General features: G+C 65.0%; 24 protein-coding genes. 17 read left to right on the top strand and 7 right to left on the bottom strand.

Annotation, left to right across the window (positions count from 1 at the left end; genetic code table 11):
- Nucleotides 1-2 precede the first annotated feature (2 nt).
- From ACGYK2_RS07700 to moaB, 3 genes are read left to right on the top strand one after another with little or no spacing between them, the layout of a single operon-like run.
- Nucleotides 3-767 (top strand): uracil-DNA glycosylase family protein, encoded by a 765-nt coding sequence (locus ACGYK2_RS07700; RefSeq protein WP_271688207.1) that lies wholly within the window; start codon nucleotides 3-5, stop codon nucleotides 765-767.
- Complete coding sequence (locus ACGYK2_RS07695; protein ID WP_067265585.1) at nucleotides 760-1,374, top strand: LysE family translocator; 615 nt, start codon at nucleotides 760-762, stop codon at nucleotides 1,372-1,374. The genes ACGYK2_RS07700 and ACGYK2_RS07695 overlap by 8 nt, the downstream gene beginning before the upstream one ends.
- Nucleotides 1,371-1,913 carry a molybdenum cofactor biosynthesis protein B gene (moaB, locus tag ACGYK2_RS07690; RefSeq protein ID WP_271688206.1) on the top strand — a complete coding sequence of 181 codons (543 nt, stop codon included), beginning with the start codon at nucleotides 1,371-1,373 and terminating at the stop codon, nucleotides 1,911-1,913. Before ACGYK2_RS07695 ends, moaB begins: the two co-directional genes overlap by 4 nt.
- Before the next feature lie 9 nt (nucleotides 1,914-1,922).
- Here moaB and ACGYK2_RS07685 read toward each other — a convergent pair whose 3' ends face one another.
- Nucleotides 1,923-2,735, bottom strand: a complete 813-nt coding sequence (locus ACGYK2_RS07685) for a protein-disulfide reductase DsbD domain-containing protein (protein WP_271688205.1) — start codon at nucleotides 2,733-2,735, stop codon at nucleotides 1,923-1,925.
- Nucleotides 2,736-2,899: 164 nt separating this feature from the next.
- Between ACGYK2_RS07685 and ACGYK2_RS07680 the strand changes: the two genes are divergently transcribed.
- On the top strand, nucleotides 2,900-3,454 hold the full coding sequence (locus ACGYK2_RS07680; protein ID WP_067265595.1) for a YqgE/AlgH family protein: 555 nt from the start codon (nucleotides 2,900-2,902) through the stop codon (nucleotides 3,452-3,454).
- Here the strand turns inward: ACGYK2_RS07680 and ACGYK2_RS07675 are convergent.
- Entirely contained in the window at nucleotides 3,451-4,392 is a 942-nt protein-coding gene (locus ACGYK2_RS07675; protein ID WP_271688204.1) for an L-threonylcarbamoyladenylate synthase, read from the bottom strand. The two genes, ACGYK2_RS07680 and ACGYK2_RS07675, sit on opposite strands and share 4 nt — an antisense overlap.
- 158 nt (nucleotides 4,393-4,550) lie before the next feature.
- On the opposite strand from ACGYK2_RS07675, the gene ACGYK2_RS07670 reads away from it, so the two are divergent.
- The 5 genes from ACGYK2_RS07670 to ACGYK2_RS07650 all read left to right on the top strand — a co-directional run bounded on the left by ACGYK2_RS07670 (nucleotide 4,551) and on the right by ACGYK2_RS07650 (nucleotide 8,749).
- Nucleotides 4,551-6,281 (top strand): acyl-CoA dehydrogenase, encoded by a 1,731-nt coding sequence (locus tag ACGYK2_RS07670; protein WP_271688203.1) that lies wholly within the window; start codon nucleotides 4,551-4,553, stop codon nucleotides 6,279-6,281.
- Entirely contained in the window at nucleotides 6,278-7,354 is a 1,077-nt protein-coding gene (locus ACGYK2_RS07665; RefSeq protein ID WP_271688202.1) for an MBL fold metallo-hydrolase, read from the top strand. Before ACGYK2_RS07670 ends, ACGYK2_RS07665 begins: the two co-directional genes overlap by 4 nt.
- Before the next feature lie 3 nt (nucleotides 7,355-7,357).
- Nucleotides 7,358-7,822, top strand: a complete 465-nt coding sequence (locus ACGYK2_RS07660; RefSeq protein ID WP_271688201.1) for a DUF6173 family protein — start codon at nucleotides 7,358-7,360, stop codon at nucleotides 7,820-7,822.
- Nucleotides 7,823-7,972: 150 nt separating this feature from the next.
- Nucleotides 7,973-8,107: an aa3-type cytochrome c oxidase subunit IV gene (locus tag ACGYK2_RS07655; protein ID WP_067265607.1), complete on the top strand. Its 135-nt coding sequence runs from the start codon at nucleotides 7,973-7,975 to the stop codon at nucleotides 8,105-8,107.
- Nucleotides 8,108-8,140: 33 nt separating this feature from the next.
- On the top strand, nucleotides 8,141-8,749 hold the full coding sequence (locus ACGYK2_RS07650) for a hypothetical protein (RefSeq protein ID WP_271688200.1): 609 nt from the start codon (nucleotides 8,141-8,143) through the stop codon (nucleotides 8,747-8,749).
- 9 nt (nucleotides 8,750-8,758) lie between these two features.
- On the opposite strand, the gene ACGYK2_RS07645 is transcribed toward ACGYK2_RS07650, so the two are convergent.
- On the bottom strand, nucleotides 8,759-9,085 hold the full coding sequence (locus tag ACGYK2_RS07645) for an AzlD domain-containing protein (protein WP_067265610.1): 327 nt from the start codon (nucleotides 9,083-9,085) through the stop codon (nucleotides 8,759-8,761).
- Nucleotides 9,085-9,807 carry an AzlC family ABC transporter permease gene (locus tag ACGYK2_RS07640; protein ID WP_271688199.1) on the bottom strand — a complete coding sequence of 241 codons (723 nt, stop codon included), beginning with the start codon at nucleotides 9,805-9,807 and terminating at the stop codon, nucleotides 9,085-9,087. The genes ACGYK2_RS07645 and ACGYK2_RS07640 overlap by 1 nt, the downstream gene beginning before the upstream one ends.
- Nucleotides 9,808-9,856: 49 nt before the next feature.
- Here ACGYK2_RS07640 and ACGYK2_RS07635 point away from each other — a divergent pair, with 49 nt between their 5' ends.
- Genes ACGYK2_RS07635 through ACGYK2_RS07625 form a run of 3 tightly spaced genes read left to right on the top strand, consistent with a single transcriptional unit; the run spans nucleotide 9,857 to nucleotide 13,114 of the window.
- On the top strand, nucleotides 9,857-10,747 hold the full coding sequence (locus ACGYK2_RS07635; protein WP_271689994.1) for a formate dehydrogenase accessory sulfurtransferase FdhD: 891 nt from the start codon (nucleotides 9,857-9,859) through the stop codon (nucleotides 10,745-10,747).
- Nucleotides 10,748-10,751: 4 nt separating this feature from the next.
- Nucleotides 10,752-11,354, top strand: a complete 603-nt coding sequence (gene mobA / locus ACGYK2_RS07630) for a molybdenum cofactor guanylyltransferase MobA (RefSeq protein ID WP_271688198.1) — start codon at nucleotides 10,752-10,754, stop codon at nucleotides 11,352-11,354.
- Entirely contained in the window at nucleotides 11,351-13,114 is a 1,764-nt protein-coding gene (locus tag ACGYK2_RS07625) for a bifunctional molybdopterin-guanine dinucleotide biosynthesis adaptor protein MobB/molybdopterin molybdotransferase MoeA (RefSeq protein WP_271688197.1), read from the top strand. Before mobA ends, ACGYK2_RS07625 begins: the two co-directional genes overlap by 4 nt.
- Nucleotides 13,115-13,123: 9 nt before the next feature.
- Here ACGYK2_RS07625 and ACGYK2_RS07620 read toward each other — a convergent pair whose 3' ends face one another.
- On the bottom strand, nucleotides 13,124-14,191 hold the full coding sequence (locus ACGYK2_RS07620; RefSeq protein WP_276154278.1) for a hypothetical protein: 1,068 nt from the start codon (nucleotides 14,189-14,191) through the stop codon (nucleotides 13,124-13,126).
- 14 nt (nucleotides 14,192-14,205) lie between these two features.
- The gene (greA, locus tag ACGYK2_RS07615; RefSeq protein WP_067624274.1) at nucleotides 14,206-14,676 is read right to left on the bottom strand and encodes a transcription elongation factor GreA; all 471 of its coding nucleotides are present in this window, start codon (nucleotides 14,674-14,676) and stop codon (nucleotides 14,206-14,208) included.
- A gap of 365 nt (nucleotides 14,677-15,041) precedes the next feature.
- Between greA and ACGYK2_RS07610 the strand changes: the two genes are divergently transcribed.
- The 3 genes from ACGYK2_RS07610 to ACGYK2_RS07600 all read left to right on the top strand — a co-directional run bounded on the left by ACGYK2_RS07610 (nucleotide 15,042) and on the right by ACGYK2_RS07600 (nucleotide 19,436).
- Complete coding sequence (locus tag ACGYK2_RS07610) at nucleotides 15,042-16,694, top strand: electron transfer flavoprotein-ubiquinone oxidoreductase (protein WP_271688195.1); 1,653 nt, start codon at nucleotides 15,042-15,044, stop codon at nucleotides 16,692-16,694.
- A gap of 163 nt (nucleotides 16,695-16,857) precedes the next feature.
- Entirely contained in the window at nucleotides 16,858-18,567 is a 1,710-nt protein-coding gene (locus ACGYK2_RS07605; RefSeq protein WP_271688194.1) for a tetratricopeptide repeat protein, read from the top strand.
- Complete coding sequence (locus tag ACGYK2_RS07600; RefSeq protein WP_271688193.1) at nucleotides 18,564-19,436, top strand: 4-(cytidine 5'-diphospho)-2-C-methyl-D-erythritol kinase; 873 nt, start codon at nucleotides 18,564-18,566, stop codon at nucleotides 19,434-19,436. The genes ACGYK2_RS07605 and ACGYK2_RS07600 overlap by 4 nt, the downstream gene beginning before the upstream one ends.
- On the opposite strand, the gene ACGYK2_RS07595 is transcribed toward ACGYK2_RS07600, so the two are convergent.
- Nucleotides 19,433-20,437, bottom strand: a complete 1,005-nt coding sequence (locus ACGYK2_RS07595) for a polyprenyl synthetase family protein (protein WP_394374271.1) — start codon at nucleotides 20,435-20,437, stop codon at nucleotides 19,433-19,435. The two genes, ACGYK2_RS07600 and ACGYK2_RS07595, sit on opposite strands and share 4 nt — an antisense overlap.
- A gap of 49 nt (nucleotides 20,438-20,486) precedes the next feature.
- Here ACGYK2_RS07595 and ACGYK2_RS07590 point away from each other — a divergent pair, with 49 nt between their 5' ends.
- Together ACGYK2_RS07590 and ACGYK2_RS07585 are read left to right on the top strand one after the other, a co-directional pair.
- Nucleotides 20,487-20,702 (top strand): DUF2007 domain-containing protein, encoded by a 216-nt coding sequence (locus tag ACGYK2_RS07590; RefSeq protein ID WP_040700850.1) that lies wholly within the window; start codon nucleotides 20,487-20,489, stop codon nucleotides 20,700-20,702.
- Nucleotides 20,699-21,466, top strand: a complete 768-nt coding sequence (locus tag ACGYK2_RS07585) for a tRNA1(Val) (adenine(37)-N6)-methyltransferase (protein ID WP_276154279.1) — start codon at nucleotides 20,699-20,701, stop codon at nucleotides 21,464-21,466. Before ACGYK2_RS07590 ends, ACGYK2_RS07585 begins: the two co-directional genes overlap by 4 nt.
- Nucleotides 21,467-21,539: the final 73 nt, after the last annotated feature.

The following is a 21,539-nucleotide window of genomic DNA, read 5'->3' as shown; positions in this document are numbered from 1 at the left end:
TCATGGAATCATTCGATTATCATCAGGCGGCAGAGATGCTGGCGTGGCAGGTCGAGCTTGGCGCGACCGAGGCGATCTGCGACGCGCCGGTCAACCGCTATGAAGTGCCCGCAAGCCCGCCCAAGGCCAGCGCCAAGCTGGCCAAAGGGCCGCAGCCCCTGCAAGCCTCTGAGCAACCCGACCCGGTGGCACTGGCCCGCCGCGCCGCGCAGTCCGCGCAGACATTGGAAGAGCTGCGCGCCGCGATCCAAGGGTTCGAGCATTGCGAGCTGCACAAGGGCGCGCGCAATCTGGTTTTCGCCGATGGGGTGCCCGGCGCGCCATTGATGATCTTGGGCGAATCCCCCGACCGGGACGAAGACCGCGCGGGCAAGCCCTTCGTGGGGCGGGCGGGTCAGATGCTCGATCGGATGCTGGCGGCGATCGACATGGGGCGGGACCGCAATGTCTATCTGTCGAACATCTTGCCGTGGCGCACGCCGCAGGGGCGCGACCCGAAGCCAGATGAGATCGCGATGATGCGCCCCTTTGTGCAGCGTCATATCGAATTGGCCAAGCCCAAGGTGCTGGTGCTCTTTGGCAATTGGTCTTGCCAATCGCTTTTGGAGAAACGCAGCATCATGCGCCTGCGCGGCAATTGGACCAAGGCCGCTGATCTTTCTTGCATGCCGATGGTGCATCCCGGCTACCTGCTGCGCAATCCCGAGGCCAAGCGCGAGGCTTGGGCCGATCTGCTCAGCGTTCAGGCAAAGCTGCGCGATGGTTGATGCGCTGACCCTTCTGGCCTTCGTGCCCGCCGCCTTGGCGCTGAACCTCACGCCGGGGGCGGATATGATGTTCTGCCTTGGGCAGGGGCTGCGCTCGGGCCCGCGGGCTGCATTGGCGGCGAGCGCGGGGATTTCGGCGGGCGTGCTGGTGCATGTGGCTTTGGCCGGGTTGGGGCTGGGCGCGGTCGTCGCGGCGCTGCCTTGGGCGCTGGACATGATCCGCTGGCTCGGCGTGGCCTATCTGCTCTGGCTTGCGGTGCAAACGCTGCGGCAGGCTGGAAAGCCGCGCGATACGACGCCCGGCATGGGCGGTTGGCGCGCTTTCAACACCGGTTTCGCCGTCAATCTGACAAACCCCAAGGTGATTCTTTTCGTGCTGGCCTTCTTGCCGCAATTCGTGGTGCCCGAGGCCGGGCCGGTCTTGGCGCAGTTCCTGACCTTTGGTGCGGTGCTGGCACTGGGCGGTTTCGTCATCAACGGCGCGGTGGGGGTCTTTGCCGCCGGGATCGGGCGACGACTGGCCGGGGGCGGACGGCTGCTGGGCTGGATCAGCAGCGGTATTTTCGTGGCTTTGGCCGCGCGTTTGGCAATGATGGAGCGGACATGAGCAGGATCGACGACAGCCGGGCGTTCATCCCCGTAAGAATTGCTGTGCTGACCGTCTCGGACAGCCGCAGCTTGGCCGAGGATCGGTCGGGCGACGTGTTGGTCGCGCGGATCGAAGCGGCGGGCCATGTGCTGGCCGCGCGCAAGATCGTGACCGACGACCGCCCCGCCATCGCGGCGCTTCTGCGCGACTGGTGCGCGGACCCTGAGATTGACGTGGTAATCAGCACCGGCGGCACTGGCCTCACGGGGCGCGACGTGACGGTCGAGGCGCACCGCGATGTCTATGAGAAAGAGATTGACGCCTTCGGCACGGTCTTCACCATGATCTCAATGGAGAAGATCGGCACCAGCGCGGTGCAAAGCCGTGCGACGGGCGGCGTGGCGCAGGGGACATATCTATTTGCGCTGCCGGGCAGCCCGGGGGCATGTAAAGACGCATGGGATGGCATCTTGCTCAAACAGTTGGACTACCGCCACATGCCCTGCAACTTCGTTGAGATCATGCCGCGGCTGGACGAGCATCAGCGCCGCAAGTAGCGCGCGGGTTTAGCCCGTGGTGCAGCCCGTCACCTCCACCGCGTGGTTCTTGCCGATCACCGTGATCCGAATGGCGGAACGGTCGAGCGCCAGTGCGGTGCCATTCTCGGCGATCATCTCGCCGCTGGCGACAAGCGTATTTCCCGACCGCTGGCCCACGGTCTCGCTCATCCACATGTTGGGATTGCCGGGTTCGATCACCACGGTCTCCTTACCCCCGGCAGAGGGCAGGGCCAGCCGGGTTTCGATCTCCAGCCCCCGCGCGGTGGGGCGCAGGCTGCATTGGGCGCTTTTCAAACCGGCCTCAGCGCCGGAATAGGGCCGCGCGGCAAAGGCGGCGGCGATGGCCGGGGTGGGCTTGCTGTCGCGGGTGTCAAGCAGGGCGCGCAGGTGGATGGTCTGTGGCAGGCAGATGTCGCTGCACACGCCAAGGTCGATGCTGGTGTCCAATGTGACCGGCGCACCGGGGCGGTGCGGGGTGATGGTCAGCGGCAGGATCACCTCGCGGGCATAGCCGATGGAGTTCACCCCGCCTTGGTCAAAGACCTTGGGCGCGGGCCATGTGATCTGCACGTCGCGCAGGTTGTCCGAGCCGGACCAGTCGAACTCCGGCGGGATGCCTGCATCGCCGGGGCTGCGCCAATAGGTCTTCCAACCCGGTGCCATGCGCAGCCGGATCGCCGCCACGCGCCGCCCGTCAGACTGTTGCCAACCAGTGAGCAGATCGCCCTGCAAAGGCGTGCCGACAGCATCCTGCGCCGCGGCGGGCAGGGCGAGGGTGAGACAGGAGAGAAGGGCGGAAAAGAAGCGCGATATGGTCATGCGGACTTGATGCGGTATCCTTCCGCGCCTGCCAAGTCACATTTGCATCATCCATGTTTCGCTGATGCGGCGAGCGGTGGGGCGCCTCTCTTGTTTTGTGGGGCGCAAGCGGCCATGTTCAAAGAAAGGTTACCTTCAGGAGGTGGGCGTTGACGGGGCAGACGATGGAACTGACGGGCAAGCTGCTGGTCGCGATGCCGGGCATGGGCGATCCGCGTTTCGCGCATTCGGTGATCTACCTTTCCGCGCATTCCGAACAGGGGGCGATGGGGTTGATCGTCAACAAACCCGCCCCGGAACTGCGCCTGTCGGATGTGCTGGATCAACTGGTCGAAGACACGCCGCCGCAGGCCAAATCGCTGGCCGTGCATTTCGGCGGGCCGGTCGAGACCGGGCGCGGCTTTGTGTTGCATTCCGACGAATACCGCTCGGCCATTGAGACGCTGCGCGTGGGCGATGGCATCGCCCTGACCACCACCCGCGACATCCTCGAAGACATCGCCACCGGCAAGGGCCCGGCGCAGGCGCAGTTGATGCTGGGCTATGCAGGCTGGGGGCCGGGGCAGTTGGAGGGTGAGATCGCCCAGAACGGATGGCTGACCTGCGAAGCCTCGCCCGAGGTGATTTTCGATCTGCCGGATCCCGAGAAATGGGGCGCGGCGCTCAAGACGCTGGGGATCGATCCCTTGGGGCTGTCGGCCTCAGCCGGGCACGCCTAACGCGGTGCTGCTGCGCGGGCCAATCGGTCGTTGATCGCGCGGCCCAGCCCGTGATCGGGGATCGGCGCCACGGCGATGGTCTGACCGGTGGCGTCCAACTGGTGCAGGTGGTCGAACAGTTTCGCCGCAGCCTCGGTCAGATCGCCGGAGGGGGAGAGGTTGAGATCGCAGATCATCTCGCCAAACCCAAGCAGCACTTCACCCGGCCCCGCCGTTCGCGCATTCAGCCGCACCGCCGCGCCGGGCGCGTAATGCGAGGCGAGCTGCCCCGGCGCGATGATCTCGGCCCCATCGACAACCTCCAGCCCTTGGCCAAGCGCGGCCTCAATCGCCTCGCTCGGCAGACCGCCTGCGCGCAGCAGGGCGGGGCGGGGGCCGGTCAGGCCGATGATCGTGCTTTCCAACCCAACGGGGCAGGCGCCGTCGTCCAGCACCGCTGCGATCTTACCGTCGAGGCCCGCCAGCACATGATCCGCCGTGGTCGCGCTGATCTTGCCCGAGGGGTTGGCCGAGGGCGCGGCGACCGGCCCACCGAGCGTCTGTAAGACCTGCCGCATGGCGGGATGGGCGGGCACCCGCACCGCAAGGCTCGGCAGTCCCGCCGTGACCAGCGACGACAGCCCGCTGTCGGGCTTCAGCGGCAGGACCAGCGTGAGCGCGCCGGGCCAGAAGGCCTGCGCCAGCCGGTCGGCCTCCTCGGTCCAGTCGACATAGCGTTTGGCGGTGTCGATATCCGGCAGATGCACAATCAGCGGGTTGAAACTGGGCCGGCCCTTGGCGGCGTAAATACCCGCGACAGCCTCACCATTACGGGCATCTGCGCCCAGGCCGTAAACCGTCTCCGTCGGCAAGGCGACCAGCGCGCCGTCTTGCAGCAGGCGTGCCGCGCGGGCGATCCCTTGGGGCGTGGCGGTCAGGGTCTCGGTCGGCTGGGTCATCGGGTGTTTCGGCCTGTCGGATCATGCAGCATCCCGTGACGCCGCGTTTGGGTTGCGGGGGGCGGCCGGGCATTTCATGCTGGCGGCAACATAAACCAGCCTTTATCAGGGCCATGTCAGGCTTGCCAGAACAAGCGCGCCTTTCAGGAGGATATGATATGCCGTACCGCGCCGCCGTGGATGACTACCGTTTTCTGATCGAGGACGTGTTGGATTTCGCAACGCTTCGCAGCACCGACCGTTTCGCTGAGGCCAGTGAAGACGTCACCGGCGCGATCCTGTCAGAGGCCGGACGGCTTTGCGATGACGTGCTGGCGCCGCTGCAACGGGGCGGGGATTTGCACCCTGCCAAGCTGGAAAACGGCGTCGTGCGCACTTCTCCCGGATTTGCCGAAGGTTTCGCCGCGATTGCCGAGGGCGGCTGGATCGGCATGTCGGCGGACCCGGAGTTTGGCGGCATGGGCTTGCCGATGACCCTGACCAGCGCGGTCAACGAGATGATGAGCGGCGCTTGCCTGTCGCTGCAACTCGCCCCCCTGATGAGCCAAGGGCAGATCGAAGCATTGGAGCACCACGCGAGCGACGCGATCAAGGAATTGTACCTGCCCAAGCTGATCTCGGGCGAATGGACCGGCACGATGAACCTGACCGAGCCGCAGGCAGGGTCGGACGTGGGCGCGCTGAGCAGCCGGGCCGAAGACAATGGCGACGGGACCTATGCCGTCTCTGGTCAGAAGATCTACATCTCTTGGGGTGACAATGATTTCGCAGGCAATGTCTGCCATCTGGTTCTTGCGCGCCTGCCGGGGGCACCGGCGGGGACCAAGGGGATCAGCCTTTTTCTCGTGCCGAAGTTCATCCCCGATGAGAATGGTGCGCCGGGCCAGCGCAATGGCGTGAATGTGGTCAGCCTTGAGCATAAAATGGGCCTGCACGGCTCGCCCACCGCGGTGATGCAATATGACAAGGCCACCGGCTGGCTGGTGGGCCGCGAGGGCGGCGGCATGGCGGCGATGTTCACCATGATGAACAACGCACGGCTTGGTGTCGGCGAACAGGGCATCGGCGCGGCCGAAGGGGCCTATCAACTGGCGCTGGACTATGCGTTGGAGCGCAAGCAGGGCCGTTCCCCCGTCGAAGGCGGCACCGGTACCATCGTGGATCACGCCGACGTGCGCCGGATGCTCTTGAGCATGAAGGCCGATATCTTTGCCTCTCGCGCCATCGCGCTGAGCTGTGCCTATGCCAGTGACATGGCGCGCGCCGGGCAGGGGGATGAATGGGCCGCCCGGGCCGCGTTCCTCACCCCGATCACCAAGGCATTCGGCACCGATGTGGGCATCAGCGTTGCTGAAATGGGCGTGCAGGTGCATGGCGGCATGGGCTTTATCGAAGAAACCGGCGCGGCGCAGTTCAGCCGCGATGTGCGCGTGACCGCGATCTACGAGGGCACCAACGGCATTCAGGCGATGGACCTTGTGGGCCGCAAGATGATGGATGGCGGCGAGGCGGCGAACCGGCTCTTGGATGAGATCGAAGCCCATGCCGAATCCGCACGCGGCCCTTTCCCGCGCATGGCCGATGCGGTCTGGCAGGCCAGCGAGACCCTGCGCGAGGCGACCGAGTGGATGACCGCGCAGAAGGACATGAACGCCCGTTTCGCCGGTGCCGTCCCCTATCTGCGCGCCTTCGCCCGCGTGATGGGCGGGCATCTGCATCTGCAAGCCGCCATGGCCGAGAAGGCCGCCGGCGCAGGCGATGCGCGGGCCAAGCTGGCGCGGTTCTATATCCAACGTCTCTTGCCCGAGCATCAGGGCCTGTTGGCCCATGCGCAGGCCGGGGCGGAAGACCTCTATGCGCTTGATGTTGAAGACCTGAAAAGCAGATGACAGAGCAGGCCACCCTCTCCGCCGCCGAGCCGAAAACGCCCAAGGGGCTGCGCTATCCTTGGGAGGTGCCGCCCGCCGAGGGGGAGGCGATCGAGGTGGCGCCGGGGGTGCTTTGGTTCCGCCTGCCGCTGCCGATGAAGCTCGATCACGTCAACGTCTATGCCTTGGACGAGGGCGATAGCTGGACGGTGATCGACACGGGCTTTGCCTCGCGCCGGGCCAAGGAAATTTGGCGCGGGCTGATGGCAGGGCCGCTTGGCGGCAAGCCGATCTCGCGTGTGGTCGTCACCCATCATCACCCCGATCACATCGGCCTTGCCGGATGGTTGCAGAGCGAGTTCGGGGCGGAACTGGTCACCACGCGCACCGCATGGTTGACCGCGCGGATGCTGACGCTGGATGTCCAAGAGGTGCCGGTCGCCGAAGCCCTTGCGTTCTACCGCAAGGCGGGGATGGCGTCGGCGCTCTATGACAAACGCGCCAATGAGCGGCCCTTCAATTTCGCCGATGTGGTGGCCCCGCTGCCGCTGGGGTTCACTCGCATCCGGCAGGGCGATGTGATCCGCATGGGTGGCCGCGATTGGGAAGTGCATATCGGCAATGGCCACGCCCCCGAACACGCGACCTTTTGGAGCCGGGACGACAATCTGGTGATCGCGGGGGATCAGATTCTGCCCTCCATCAGCCCCAACATCGGCGTCTACCCGACTGAGCCGATGGCCGACCCCATCGGCGAATGGTTGGAGGCTTGTGAGCATTTCGTCCCCTTGGCGCGGGAGGATCATCTAGTGCTTGGCGGGCACAAGCTGCCCTTCACCGGCCTGCCGACGCGGCTGAAGCAGTTGATTGAGAACCACCACAGCGCCCTGCGCCGCCTGCTGGCTTATATCGACACGCCGAAATCGGCCTCGGAATGTTTCGCGCCGCTGTTCAAACGCAACATCGGTGAGGCGGAATATGGCCTCGCGCTGGTTGAAGCCGTCGCCCATCTGAGCCACCTTTACCAAGCCGGAGAGGCCACGCGCAGCTTGCGCGCGGCGGATGGCGCATGGGTGTATCAGCGCAAGGGGTGAGCGATGGGCGATGAGGTGAAAACGGCAGCCGAGGCCTATGAGGCTGCGGCATTACCGCGCATGCATGAGGTGCATACGGGCACCGATCAGCCCAAGTCGGGCGATCAACCCCTGCCCAAATCCGTCACCGACAAGCCGGTGAAGCAGAAATCCCCCGCCCAATGGGCCTATGAGCGGGTGGTGCTTTATCTCAAGAATTTCGAGGAAAAGCTCGACAACGATCATGAGGCGGCGATCGGCTTTGCCGGGGGCGACGCCGGGGTGCTGCGGATCGAAGGTATGGGGTATTTCGACCCCGATATCATCACCTTTTACGGCGTCGATCCCGCAGGGGCGCGGGCGCAATTGGTGCAGCATGTGGGGCAGTTGAACGTGATGCTGCGGGCCTTGCCAAAAAAGGTGCCCGATGCCGCCCCGCAACGGATCGGCTTTCGACTGGTTGCCGATCTGGAAGACGACGAAACCTGAAAGAGTCTATAACGTGCGGGGAAGTGTAAGATTCCCCTATAGCGCGTGGTTCTGCGCAAAGCTAGTATGGTTTTCTGCGCATCATCCCCCCGTGACAGGGTGATGCGAATAGGTTAATCAGCGCCAACAAATTGTCTTAGGGAGACGAAAATGGCTGAACATGAACACGGCAGCATGAATTACGAAGAGCAGCAAAAGACCTTTGACGGATTCATGTCCTTCGTGACACGCGGCACCGTCGTCATCCTTGTGATTCTTGTTCTGCTGGCGATCTTTGCCGGTTGATCACGTCCTATCCCTAGGCGCGAGGGTAACGGTTTGAGAACTCTCTTAGCGTCGATTGCACTTGTTGGCGTTCTGGCAGGCTGTTCGGTGGATCAAAGCCCCGATAGCCCGCCCGACGTTGTGGCGCGTGCAGCCTACCGCGCGCCCGAGCCGCCCTCCCTGACATTGATGACCATGGTGAACAACCGCACCGGCAGCGGCGGCCATAGCGCGCTGATGGTGAATGGCTCGCAACGGGTGATCTTTGACCCCGCGGGGTCGTTTCGGGATGCGCGGATGGCCGAGCGGGGCGATGTGCTCTACGGGGTGACGCCCGCGTGGTTGCAGGCCTATAAATCGGCCCATGCGCGCAGCACCTTTCATGTGGTCAGCCAGGAAATCCCCGTCAGCCCCGAGGTGGCCGAACGCGCGCTTGAACTGGTGACTGCGAATGGCGCGGTGCCCGGTGCCTTTTGCGCCAATGCCACCAGCGGCATTCTCAGCCAGTTGCCGGGGTTTCGAAGCGTCGGGTCGACCTACTATCCCGTCAAGTTGCAAGAGCGGTTCGAGGCCCTGCCGGGTGTCACCACGACGAAATATTACGAAGACGATGAGGGCGATGTGATCGACGCCCTGCGCGCGGCGCAACTGGCCCAGCAGTAGCGCCCGCGCTTACCCCACCAGATAGAGCATCCCATAAAGCGCCGCGGCCCCCGACAGGATCGCGGCGAGGACGTTCTTGGTCACCAGCCCCACGCCCAATGTCACCGCCGCCGCGGTGACGCGCGGCAGGTCGAATTGCCCCCCGGTGGCCGAGGGCCAGATCACCTGCGGGGCCACCAGCGCGGGCAGAATCGCCACGGCGGTATAGCGCAGATGCCGCAACAGCCACGCGGGCATCTGTTTGTTGCCGACCAATCCGGTAAAGACAAAGCGCAGGAAAAAGCTGCCCAGCCCGAGGCCGATGATCACGACCCAAAGTGCGGTTCTATCGATCATCATGCCGTGCTCCTCGGTTTGCGCCGTTCCATCCATGCCTCGACCTGTGCGCCGGTGATCATGCCCGCGAGCCCTGCGATGATCAGCCCAAGCGCATAGGGCACCTCGACGGCGAAAAGGCTCACGACCACCGCAACGACCGCCGCCGCCACATGGGCCAGCGTGCGGAACATCGGCGCGATCATGGCCAGAAAGGTGATCGGAATGGCGAAGTCCAGCGCCCAGCTATCCGGCACGCTGGAGCCGACCATCGCGCCGATCAGCGTGAAGATATACCAAAGCGGCACCACCGGCGTCACGGTCCCAAAGAAATAGGCCATGCGCTGCGGCACCGTCATCTCAGGGTCGCGCTCATATTGCGTCATGGCGGCGACATAGGATTGATCGACCGTCATATAGGCCGCCAGCGCCCGCTGCCACAGCGGCGCGCCGCCGATCCACGGGGTGAGAGAGGCCGAATACATCGCCATACGCAGGTTCACCGCCAGTGCAGAGGCGAGGATGATCGCCGTGGGTACGTCTTCTTGCAGCAGTTGCAGCGCCGTGAACTGCGCGGCCCCGGCGATCACCACGATCGAAAAGGTCAGCGTTTCGAACACGTTCAGCCCGGCCTCGGTCGCCAATAGGCCAAAGAGCGAGGCGAAGGGGATGATCACCAGCACGAAGGGCAGTGCGTCGACGATCCCTTTGCGATAGGCGGATTTGGTGGTGGTGATGGCCATGGCGAACTCTTAAATATAATGTCAAAGGCTTAGACCTAACCGCAGGGGGATACAATTGGCCCGAGACAATGAACTTAGCAATTATCTGATCGCCCCGGATCCGACTGCTGTTCGGCTGACGCGCAGCGTCTCTGGCGTGGATCACACCGGGGCCGAGGTGGCGATCAATGTGGTCGAAGAGCGCCCCCTGACAATATTCCTCAACCGGCAAGAGATCGTGACCGCCATGACCATTGGCGATTACCCAGCCTATCTGGCGCTTGGGTTTCTGCGCAATCAGGGGATGCTGCGCCCAGACGAAGAGATCACCGGTGTCGATTACGACGAAGAGCTTGAGACTGTCGTCGTCCGCACCAAACGGGCCACCGATTACGAAGACAAGATGCAGCGCAAGACCCGCACCAGCGGCTGCGCCGTGGGCACGGTCTTTGGCGATATGATGGAGGGGCTGGCGGAGGTGAGCCTACCCGAGACGTCGGTGCGCACATCCGACCTCTATGCGCTGGCGGCCAAGATCAACCGCACGCCGAGCCTCTATCTGGAGGCCGGTGCGATCCACGGCACAGTGCTTTGCCAAGGCGATCGGCCATTGGTCTATATGGAGGATGTGGGCCGCCACAACGCGGTCGACAAGATCGCGGGTTGGATGCTTTCCGAAGGGGTCGGGGCCGAGGATAAGGTGCTCTATACCACCGGGCGGCTGACCTCTGAGATGGTGATCAAGACGGCGATGATGGGCATTCCGGTGCTGGCGTCCCGCTCGGGCTTTACCGCTTGGGGGGTGGAGATCGCGCAGCAGGTGAACCTGACCCTGATTGGGCGGATGCGCGGGCAGCGCTTTACCTGTCTGGCCGGGGAGGGGCGGCTCATCCGCGATGCGGATCCGGCCAGCGTGGCCGAAGAGCCGCGCAAAAGCGGGCGCAAGGGCGCGAAGGATTGACCACATGAAACAACCACTTGGCGTCATTCTGGCGGGTGGGCAGGCGACCCGTATGGGCGGCGGCGACAAGGGGCTGCTGCCGCTGGGGCAGGGCACGCTTCTGTCCTCGGTGATCGACCGGCTGGAGCCGCAGGTTGCGGGGCTGGCGCTCAACGCCAACGGCGATGCGGCGCGGTTTGCCGACCTAGGCCTCCCGGTGCTGGCCGATAGTATCGAAGGCTTCGCCGGGCCGCTGGCGGGGGTGCTTGCTGGGCTCGACTGGGCCGCCGAACAGGGGGCCGAGAGCATTGTGACCGCTGCCGCCGATACGCCTTTCTTCCCCTGCGATCTGGTGCCGCGTCTGCTGCTGGCTGCCGATGGCATGGCCCATCCGCTGGCCCTCGCCGCCACGCCGGACGCCAAACGCGGCACGGCGCGGCATCCGACCTTTGGCCTCTGGCCCGTGGCGCTGCGCGACGATCTGCGCAGCGCTTTGGCGGGCGGGCTGCGCAAGGTGGTGCTCTGGACGGAGCACCACGACGGGCGCGAGGCGCTCTTCCCCGATGAGGCGGCCTTCTTCAACGTGAACACGCCCGAAGATCTGGCGAAAGCAGAGGCGATGGTATGAGGGTTTACGGCGTTGTCGGTTGGAAAAACGCAGGTAAGACCGGGCTTATGGAGCGGCTGGTGGCCGAGATCACGGGCCGCGGCTTCACCGTCTCAACCGTCAAGCACGCGCATCACACGTTTGACGTGGACCACCCCGGCAAAGACAGCCACCGCCACCGCATCGCGGGTGCGCGGGAGGTGCTTTTGGCCTCGGGCGCGCGTTTCGCTTTGATGCATGAGTTGCGCGGGGCCGATGAGCCGCCGTTGGAGGCGCATCTGGCGCGGCTCTCGCCGGTCGATCTGGTGCTGATCGAAGGCTACAAACGCGACGGCCATCCGAAGGTCGAAGCCCATCGGGCCGAGACCGGAAACCCATTGATCGCGCCGGATGATCCGACGGTGCGGGCGCTGGCCAGCGATGTGCCGCTTGAGGTGGATCGGCCCGTTTTCGATCTGAACGACACCGCCGCCATTGCCGATTTCATCCTGCGCGACGTGGGGCTGATCGCCACCCCGGCGGCCGCCGCCACGAGCGCGGCGCCGCCCCTGCGCAACGACTGTTTCGCCTTGCCGCCGGGCGTGCATTGGACCCCGGTGAATGAGGCGCTGGACCTGCTGCGCGCGCGGCTTCACGCGGTGACAGAGGCCGAGACGCGGGCCGCCGCCGATGCCGGGGGACGCATCTTGGCCGAAGATGTGACCGCCATCCGCGCCAATCCGCCGCTGCCCAATACGGCGGTCGATGGCTATGGCTTTGCCGGAGGACGGGGCGAGGGGCTGCACGAGATGCCGCTGGTGCCGGGCCGCGCGGCGGCGGGCGACCGCCCCGGAGCCGTGCCAGCGGGGCAAGCGATCCGCGTGCTGACCGGTGCGGCACTGCCCGAAGGTGTCGATACCGTCATTTTGCAAGAGGATGTGACCGCTGAGGGCGGCGTGCTGCGCTTTCACGGGCCGGTCAAACAGGGGGCCAACACCCGCAAGGCCGGGGAGGATGTGCAGGCGGGCGACGTGATCCTCGCCGCGGGCACGCGCATCGGCCCGGCGGAACTGGCGCTTCTGGCCGCCGCCGGTGTGGCGGAGGTGTCTTTGCGCAAAATGCTCAAGGTCGGCGTGATCTCAACCGGTGACGAATTGGTCGAGATGGGCGGGGCGGCGCGCGACGGACAGATCTACGACGCAAACCGCCCGATGCTGCTGCAACTCGCGGCGGACTTCGGCCATGAGCCGGTCGATCTGGGCCGCGTGGCCGACGACCGCGCCGCGTTGCGTGCGCGACTGGATGCGGCGGCGGGGCAGGTCGATGTGATCCTCACCAGCGGCGGCGCCTCGGCGGGGGACGAAGACCACGTCTCGGCCCTGCTGACCGAAGCGGGGGCGATGCAGCTTTGGCGGATCGCGGTGAAACCGGGGCGGCCCTTGGCGCTTGGGATGTGGCAGGGGGTGCCGGTCTTTGGGCTGCCGGGCAACCCGGTGGCGGCGATGGTGTGCTCGTTGATTTTCGCGCGGCCCGCCATGGCGCTTTTGGCCGGGGGCGGCTGGCAAGAGCCGCAGGGTTTCGACGTGCCTGCCGCCTTCGAGAAGCGCAAAAAGGCCGGGCGGCGGGAGTACCTGCGCGCGCGGATGCGCGATGGCCGGGCCGAGGTCTTTGCCTCCGAAGGGTCGGGGCGCATCAGCGGGCTCAGTTGGGCCGAAGGGCTGGTCGAATTGGACGAGGCCGCCCGCGACATCATGCCGGGCGATACCGTCCGTTTCATCCCCTACGGCAGTTTTACCGGCTAGACCCGCGCGTCAATCGAAGGTGCCTGCGCAGCGGCCCAGCAGCATGAAGGCGCGGGCGGTGCGGGTGTCGGCCAGCATCGAGATTTCCTCATCCGTGGCCTGTTTTTCGAACTCGGCAAAGGTCCGGTCAAAGCGGCGCAGGAAGTGATGCGCGGCGTCGCGGAAGATCGGGTCTTGCCGCATCCGCGCATTGGCCAGCGCCAGCGAGGAGCGATCCCGAATGCCGCCCAATGGCGCGATGGTCCGGCCCCGCGCGCCGCTGGCGAATTGCCGCCAGACTTCGGGGCGCGCGCGGTCGGGGCGCAGGTCGTCCATATAGATGCCGTCTTGGCTTAGCAGAGTCAGCACATCCTGCGCGGCCTGTACAAGCTGCGCGGCGGACCGGTCTTTCAATGCGCGGCGCAGGGCGTCGAAACCGGCCTGATCCTCCGCCGTCTCGGGGAAGTTGAGGGCGCGGGTGAAATCCTCGGCAGAGAGCGGCTGTGCGCTGTCGCTCGCCTGCGTGCCAAGGGCCAGCGTCGGCTGGTCTTCGGCGGCGGGCGGTGTGGGCGCGGGGGCCGGATCGACGGGGCGCGACGGCGCATCGCGGCCCTGAAGCCCAGCGAGCGCGATTTCGGTTTTGCGGACGCTGTCGGCGAGTTCATCGAGCTTGCGGGCAATGCTGCCCTCGCCCGCCGGTTTGTTGCCCTGCTGTTGCGAGATATAGGAATGCCGGATCGCGTCGATCGCGGCTTGCAGACGCTGGCTCTCCTCACGCATGACCCGCCCGGCGCGGGCGGCGGTGGCCAGGGCCCAGATCATCGCGACGGGCATGATCACCACCAGCAGGATCAACAGCCCGCGCAGCCCGCTGTCGGGCGTGCCCTCGGGCACCTCGGCGGCGATGAAGGTGAAATAGATCGCCGTACCAAGCAGCCAAAGCGCCGAAATCGCGCCTGCAATGATCTCGATCTCGGTGATGCTATTGGCCTTGGGCCGGTCGTAGATGCCCATCGGTGTGGGCCGTGCCGTACCATTCCCACCGCGCGGGGCGCGGGGGGCTTGCTCAGGGGATGCGGAAGCGTCGGGCTCTGCCATGTCAGCCTTCCCGTTCAAGCGTAGACGATCTTGAGAACCTCATAGGATTTCTGCCCGCCGGGGGTGCGCACCTCGACGGAATCACCCTCGTCCTTGCCGATCAGCGCCCGCGCGATGGGGGATTTGATGTTCAAAAGACCCTTTTCGATATTGGCCTCATATTCGCCAACGATCTGATAGGTTTTCTCTTCGTCCGTGTCCTCATCGACCAGCGTCACCGTGGCGCCGAATTTGATCGAGCCCGACAGTTTTTTGGGGTCGATCACATCGGCGAGCGAGATCACGCCCTCAAGCTCTTTGATGCGGCCTTCGATGAAAGACTGCTTTTCCTTGGCCGAGTGATATTCGGCGTTTTCCGACAGGTCACCATGTTCACGCGCCTCAGCGATGGCCTTGATGATAGCGGGCCGTTCAACCGATTTGAGCTGCTTGAGTTCGACTTCGAGCGCGGTGTGACCGTCGCGGGTCATCGGGATTTTTTCCATGGCGGTGTGCCTACATAATGAGGGCCGCACCCGGGTTTTCGCCGGGGGGCGGCCAATTGCGTGTTAACTTGGCAGATACCTGACCCAAACTGCCCGCCAATTGCAAGGGGCTAACGGCCCCGAGATCGGCGGTTGGCTGCCGTCAATCCGATCCCGTTTTCGCTGAATGAGCTTTGCAGGCCGGGTGGTGAAAGGCGCCGCAGTCGCACTATCTGAAAGGGGAAGAACCGGCGGCCCGCAAGGTCGTGCGTCATGTTATGTCGCGGGGCCCACGTTTTGCGCAATAAACGCAGGGTCGCGATTGCATTGCGCGCGGCGGTGGTTTAGCCAAATCCAAACCGAATTTGCCGTGAGGGAGCACCAAAATGGCCGAGATTGAACGCGAAGCGATGGAATATGACGTTGTGATCGTCGGCGCCGGGCCTGCTGGCCTGTCGGCTGCGATCCGGCTCAAGCAATTGGATGCCGATTGCAATGTTGTGGTGCTTGAGAAGGGCTCGGAAGTGGGCGCGCATATCCTGTCGGGCGCGGTGCTCGACCCCTGCGGGCTGGACGCGCTGATCCCCGATTGGAAGGAAAAAGGCGCACCGCTGAACGTGCCGGTGAAGGAAGACAACTTTTACCTGCTGGGCGAGGCGGGCAAGCTGCGCATCCCCGAATTCCCCATGCCCCCGCTGATGAAAAACCACGGCAACTACATCGTCTCGATGGGCAATGTTTGCCGCTGGATGGCCGAACAGGCCGAAGAACTGGGCGTCGAAGTCTTCCCCGGCATGGCCTGTTCTGAGCTGGTCTTTGGCGAGAATGGCGAAGTCAAAGGCGTCGTCGCCGGTGAGATGGGCAAGAACGCCGATGGCACCCCCGGCCCAAGCTATGAGCCGGGCATGGAGCTGCACGGCAAATATGTCTTCCTCTCCGAAGGCGTGCGCGGCAGCCTGAGCAAGCAGGTGATCGCGAGATACGGTCTGGACGAAGGCAAGGAGCCGCAGAAATACGGTCTTGGCATGAAAGAGATCTGGGAGATCGACCCCGCCAAGCACCGCGAGGGCACCGTCACCCACACGATGGGCTGGCCGCTGAACAGCAATGCGGGCGGCGGGTCGTTCATCTACCACCTTGAGAACAATCAGGTATACGTCGGCTTCGTCGTCCACCTCGGCTACAAGAACCCGCATGTCTTCCCATACATGGAATTCCAGCGGTTCAAGCATCACCCGATGGTGGCCGAACTGCTCAAGGGCGGCAAACGCGTGGCCTATGGCGCGCGGGCGATCACCGAGGGCGGCTATCAGTCGATGCCCAAGATGGTGGCCCCCGGCGTGGCGCTGCTGGGCTGTTCGGTGGGCATGGTCAACGTGCCGCGCATCAAGGGCAACCACAACGCCATGCTCTCGGGCAAGGCAGCGGCTGAGGCCGCCTATGCCGCGATCCAAGCGGGCCGTGGCGGTGATGAGCTGACCGAATATGAGACCGATGTTCGTGAAGGGCCGATCGCGACGGACCTTAAGAAGGTGCGCAACGTGAAACCGCTGTGGTCGAAATACGGGCTCACCGCGTCGCTGGCGCTTGGTGGCTTTGACATGTGGACCAACACGCTCGGCTTCTCGCTCTTGGGCACGCTGAGCCATGGCAAATCCGACGCCGAGGCGACCGAGCCTGCGGATAAGCACAAGAAGATCGACTACCCCAAACCCGATGGCAAGCTCAGCTTTGACCGTCTGACCAATGTGGCCTTCTCCTTTACCAATCACGAGGAGAGCCAGCCTGCGCATCTCAAGCTGAAAGACCCGAGCATTCCGGTCGAGGTGAACCTGCCGAAATACGCGGGCCCCTCGGCCCGCTATTGCCCGGCGGGGGTTTACGAGTTCGTCGAGGATGACAAAACCGGCGAGACGCGGTTCCAGATCAACTTCCAGAACTGCGTGCATTGCAAGACCTGCGACATCAAGGACCCGACGCAGAACATCGTCTGGACCACTCCGCAGGGCGGCGACGGGCCGAACTACCCGAATATGTGAGCCATCGCCAAAGGCACAGTTAAAGGACCGGCACGCGCAGGCGTGCCGGTCTTTTTCGTCTTTTCGGCGAAATCCTGTCTGCCCCGGGCGACATCACCGCCCCGCCATTGCGCCCCGGCACGAAGATGATAGCCTGCGTGCAAAGCGATATGAGGCGGTTTGCATGTTTCGGAATGTCCTAGGTTTCACCAGCGTTGCGGCGCTTTGCATCGGCCTGTCGGCGCCGCTGATGGCGCAATCGGTCGCAGGCCCCTATCTGGCGGGGCGTCATGCCGCCGTGAACAGCGACTACCCCGAGGCCGCGCGGTACTACACCGAAGCGCTGGCGCGGGACCCGAAGAACATCGAATTGATGGAAAGCGCGGTGCTGTCCTATCTCTCGCTCGGGCGGGTGGACAAGGCGCTGCCGCTGGCACGCAATATGATCACCCTCGGCACCAAGAGCCAGGTGGCCGAGATGACCCTTGTGGCCGCCTTGGCGAAAGAGGGCGATTACATGGCCCTGCTTGAACGCGATACCTCGGCCATCGGCCCTTGGGTCGGCGGGCTGGTGCAGGCTTGGGCGCATATGGGGGCGGGCGATGTCACCGCCGCGATGGCCGCCTTCGATAGTCTCAGCGAAGAGGCCGGGATGCAGGGCTTCGTGATGTATCATAAGGCCCTCGCGCTGGCGAGCGTGGGCGACTTCGAAGGGGCGGAGGCGATCTTTGCCAGTGGTGAGGCAGGGGCCGCAGGCCAGACCCGGCGCGGCGTGATGGCCCATGCCGAGATCCTTGGCCAATTGGGGCGCAGCGAGGATGCGCTGGCGGTGCTCTCTGACGGTTTCGGCGCGGATAGCGACCCCGAAATCGCGCGGCTGATCGAAGGTTTGCAGCAGGAAACGCCCGCGCCCTTCAGCCATATGCCCGACGCCCAAGCGGGCATGGCCGAGGTGTTTTTCACCTTCGCCGCTGTGCTGCGCAATGAGGCGGCGGGGGACTACTACGTTTTGCTCTATTCGCGCATCGCGCGTTATCTGCGCCCGGAGCATGTCGATGCGCTTTTGCTGACGGCAAGCCTTTTGGAGAACCTTGGCGAGCATGATCTGGCGATTGCCGAATATAAATCCCTGCCTGCTGACAGCCCGGCCTATCACGCCGCCGAACTGGGCCGCGCCGACGCGCTGCGCCGCTCGGGCAAGACCGCGCAGGCCATCGAAGTGCTGGAGCAATTGGCGCGTAGCCACGGCGATCTGCCGGTCGTGCATTCCACGCTGGGCGACATGCTGCGCGCCGAAGAGGAATACGAGGCGGCCATCGACTCCTACGACCAAGCGCTCGCGCTGACGCCCGAAACCGCCCGTGCCCGTTGGGTGCTGTTCTACGCCCGCGCCATCGCAAAGGAGCGCAGCGGCGATTGGGAAGGCTCCGAAGCCGATTTCCGCGCCGCGCTTGAGTTGAACCCCGAACAGCCGCAGGTGCTGAACTACCTCGGCTATTCGCTGGTCGAACAGCAGCGCAACTTGGACGAGGCGCTGGAGATGATCGAACGCGCCGTCGCGGCCAGCCCCGACAGCGGCTATATCGTCGATTCGCTGGGCTGGGTCTTCTACCGGCTGGACCGCTACGAAGAAGCGGTTGAGCAGATGGAACGGGCGGTCGAGCTGGAGCCGGTCGATCCGGTGGTGAACGATCACCTCGGGGATGTTTATTGGGCCGTGGGCCGCAAGCGCGAGGCCGAATTCCAGTGGCGTCGAGCGCTCTCTTTCGTTGACCTGACGGATGCGGATTCGGAGGCCGACCCCGAGCGGATGCGCCGCAAGCTGGAAGTCGGGCTCGATGCCGTGCTGGCCGAAGAGGGCGCGGCCCCGCTCAAGGTTGCTGCGGACGAATGAGCCTTTCAAACGATGGGGCGCCCGCCGACCCCGGCGCTGCGGCGTCGCGAATGGCTTGGGCCAAGGTGAACCTGACCCTGCATTGCACCGGCCAGCGGGCCGACGGCTATCACCTGCTGGATTCGCTGGTGGTGCGGGCCGGTGTGGGCGATCGGCTGGATATGGCTGCCGCGGATGATCTGACCCTGACGGTCAGCGGCCCGCGGGCCGAAGGGGTGCCGACCGATGCCCGCAACCTTGTCCTGCGCGCGGCAGAGATGCTGGACGCAGGCGCGGGCCGTGGCGCCGCACTGCATCTTGAGAAACACTTGCCCGCAGCGGCGGGGATCGGGGGCGGCTCTGCCGATGCGGCGGCGGCCTTGGAGCTGCTTGCGGCGCATTGGGGCGTTCCGCTGCCCATAGACACCGCGCAGCTCGGGGCGGATGTGCCGGTCTGTCTGACCCGCGGCCCGCAGCGGATGCAGGGGGTGGGGGAGATCCTCACGCCGCTTTCCGCGCTGCCGCCTTGCCATATGGTGCTGGCGAACCCCGGCGTCGATGTGCCGACGCCCGCTGTCTTCTCGGCGCTCAGCGACAAGAACCAGCCGCCGATGCCCGAGGTGATCCCGAGCTTCGCGCGCTTTTCCGACTTCATCGATTTTCTGAGCGCACAGCGCAACGACCTTGCCGCGCCCGCCATCGCGCGGGAGCCGGTCATCGGGGGCTGTCTGGAGGCGCTGAGCGATGCGGCGCTGGCGCGGATGTCCGGCTCGGGCGCGACCTGTTTCGGCCTCTACGCCACGGCGGCGCAGGCCGAGGCCGCGGCCCATCGTATTGCCAGCGCGGCGCCGCGATGGTGGGTCGCCGCCGCGCCGATCTTGGCCGCTTAGCTGATCCGGGCGACGACGTAGTCGGCCAGATCGATCAGCATGTCTTTCAACTCATGGTCGGGCAGGGGGGCGAGCGCCGCTTTGGCCTTCTCCGCCCAGTCACAGGCATCGCGCTGCGTCGCGGTGAGCGTGTCGTGTTTGTCCAAAAGCATCAGCGCATGGTCGAGGTCGCCCTCTTCCTGTTTGCCCTTCTCGATGGTGCGGGTCCAAAAGGCGCGCTCATCCTCGTCGGCCTTGGCCACGGCTTTGATCACCGGCAGGGTCAGCTTGCGCTCGCGGAAATCGTCGCCGACGTTCTTGCCCGTGGCCCCTGTATCACCCTGATAATCCAGCAGATCGTCGACGATCTGAAAGGCGATGCCAAGGGCGTCACCATAGTCATAGAGCGCCGTGACCTGATCCTCCGGAGCATCGGCGATCACGCCGCCCACCTCGGTCGCGGCTGAGAAGAGCGCCGCCGTCTTGCCGCGCACGACTTGCAGATAGACCTGTTCATCCGTGGCCAGATTCTGCGCCGCGGTCAGTTGCAGCACCTCGCCCTCCGCGATGGTCGCGGCGGCGTTCGACAGGATGCGCATGACGGGCATCGAGCCCGGCTCGGTCATCAACTGAAAGCTGCGGGCAAAGAGGTAGTCCCCGACCAGCACCGACGACTGGTTGTCCCACAAAAGGTTCGCCGTAGGCCGCCCTCGCCGTTGGGCGCTTTCGTCCACCACATCGTCGTGCAGCAGGGTCGCGGTGTGAATGAACTCAACCGTGGCGGCCAGATGGACGTGATAGGGCCCGTCATAGCCGCACATCCGGGCCGCGGCCAGCGTCAGCATCGGGCGCAGGCGCTTGCCGCCCGCCTCGACCAGATGGGCGGTGACCTCGGGGATGCGGGGCGCGTGTTTCGACGCCATCCGCTCACGGATCAGCGCGCTGACCGCCGCCATATCATCGCTTAGATAGGCCGCCATGCGGTCGTGCGGTTTGCCCGTTGCATCACTTTTAATCATCATTTCCCGCGTCCCGCTCGACATGCCGGTGATCCGGCTCTACATCTTTGATATGAAGGAACTTTTGCGCAGCACCGACATGACCATCATCGCCTTTGCCACCGCCCTTCTCAGGGGGGAGGATATAGACTGCTTTGAAATGGACGTAAACATGAGCGTGCTCGAAGGGGGCATTGGGATTTTCCCGCGCCGCCTGATGGTGCATCCTGATGACCATGACGCCGCCCTGCGGGTGATGCGCGACAATGAGATTCCGCTGGGGCTGTGACCCGTTTCACCGAAGACGACCTGACCTGCGACGCTTTTCTCGGCGGCAAGCTGCACCTCTGGCAGCCGCGCCGGGGGCGGGGCTATCGTGCCGGGGTGGACCCGGTTTTGCTGGCCGCGAGCATAGAGGCCAAGGCAGGGCAGAGCGTGCTGGAGCTTGGCTGCGGGGCCGGTGCGGCGGTGCTTTGTCTGGGGGCACGGGTGCCGGGACTGACGCTGACGGGCTGTGAGCTGCAACCCGCCTATGCCGAACTGGCGCAGCGCAATGGGGGCGCGGCGCTGGAGGTGGTGGAGGCCGATCTGACCGAGATGCCCCTGCATCTGCGCCAGCGACAATTTGACCACGTTCTTGCCAATCCGCCCTATTTCGACCGGGCCGCCTCGGTCCAGTCCCGCGATCCCGGGCGCGAGACGGCCTTGGGTGAGGCGACGCCCCTGCGACAATGGGTCCGCACCGCCGCGCGGCGGCTAAAGCCCAAAGGGCAGGCGCATTTTATCCATCGCGCCGAACGGCTGCCCGAGATTCTGGCGGCGCTGCCGCATGAGATGGGATCGGTCGAGGTGCTGCCGCTCGCCTCGCGCGCGGGAAGGATGCCGGAGTTGATTCTCTTGCGTGCGCGCAAGAACGGACGCGGTGCTTTTCGGCTCTATCATAGCTTTGTCATGCACCGTGGCGCGCGGCATGAGGGGGACGGCGATAGCTATGTGCCGGAAATCGAAGCGGTCCTGCGCCGGGGGGCGCCGCTGGTCTATCCTACTTCTTAAGCGTTTCTTTACCAACTTCACCCCTATGCTGCGGTGCCGCGTGACTTGTGGGTCGCGCTGTGGTCCACTGAAA

The organism is Sulfitobacter sp. 1A10359 (assembly GCF_043558145.1).
Taxonomy (GTDB): domain Bacteria; phylum Pseudomonadota; class Alphaproteobacteria; order Rhodobacterales; family Rhodobacteraceae; genus Sulfitobacter; species Sulfitobacter faviae.
This window is presented reverse-complemented; position numbering and strand designations above follow the sequence as displayed.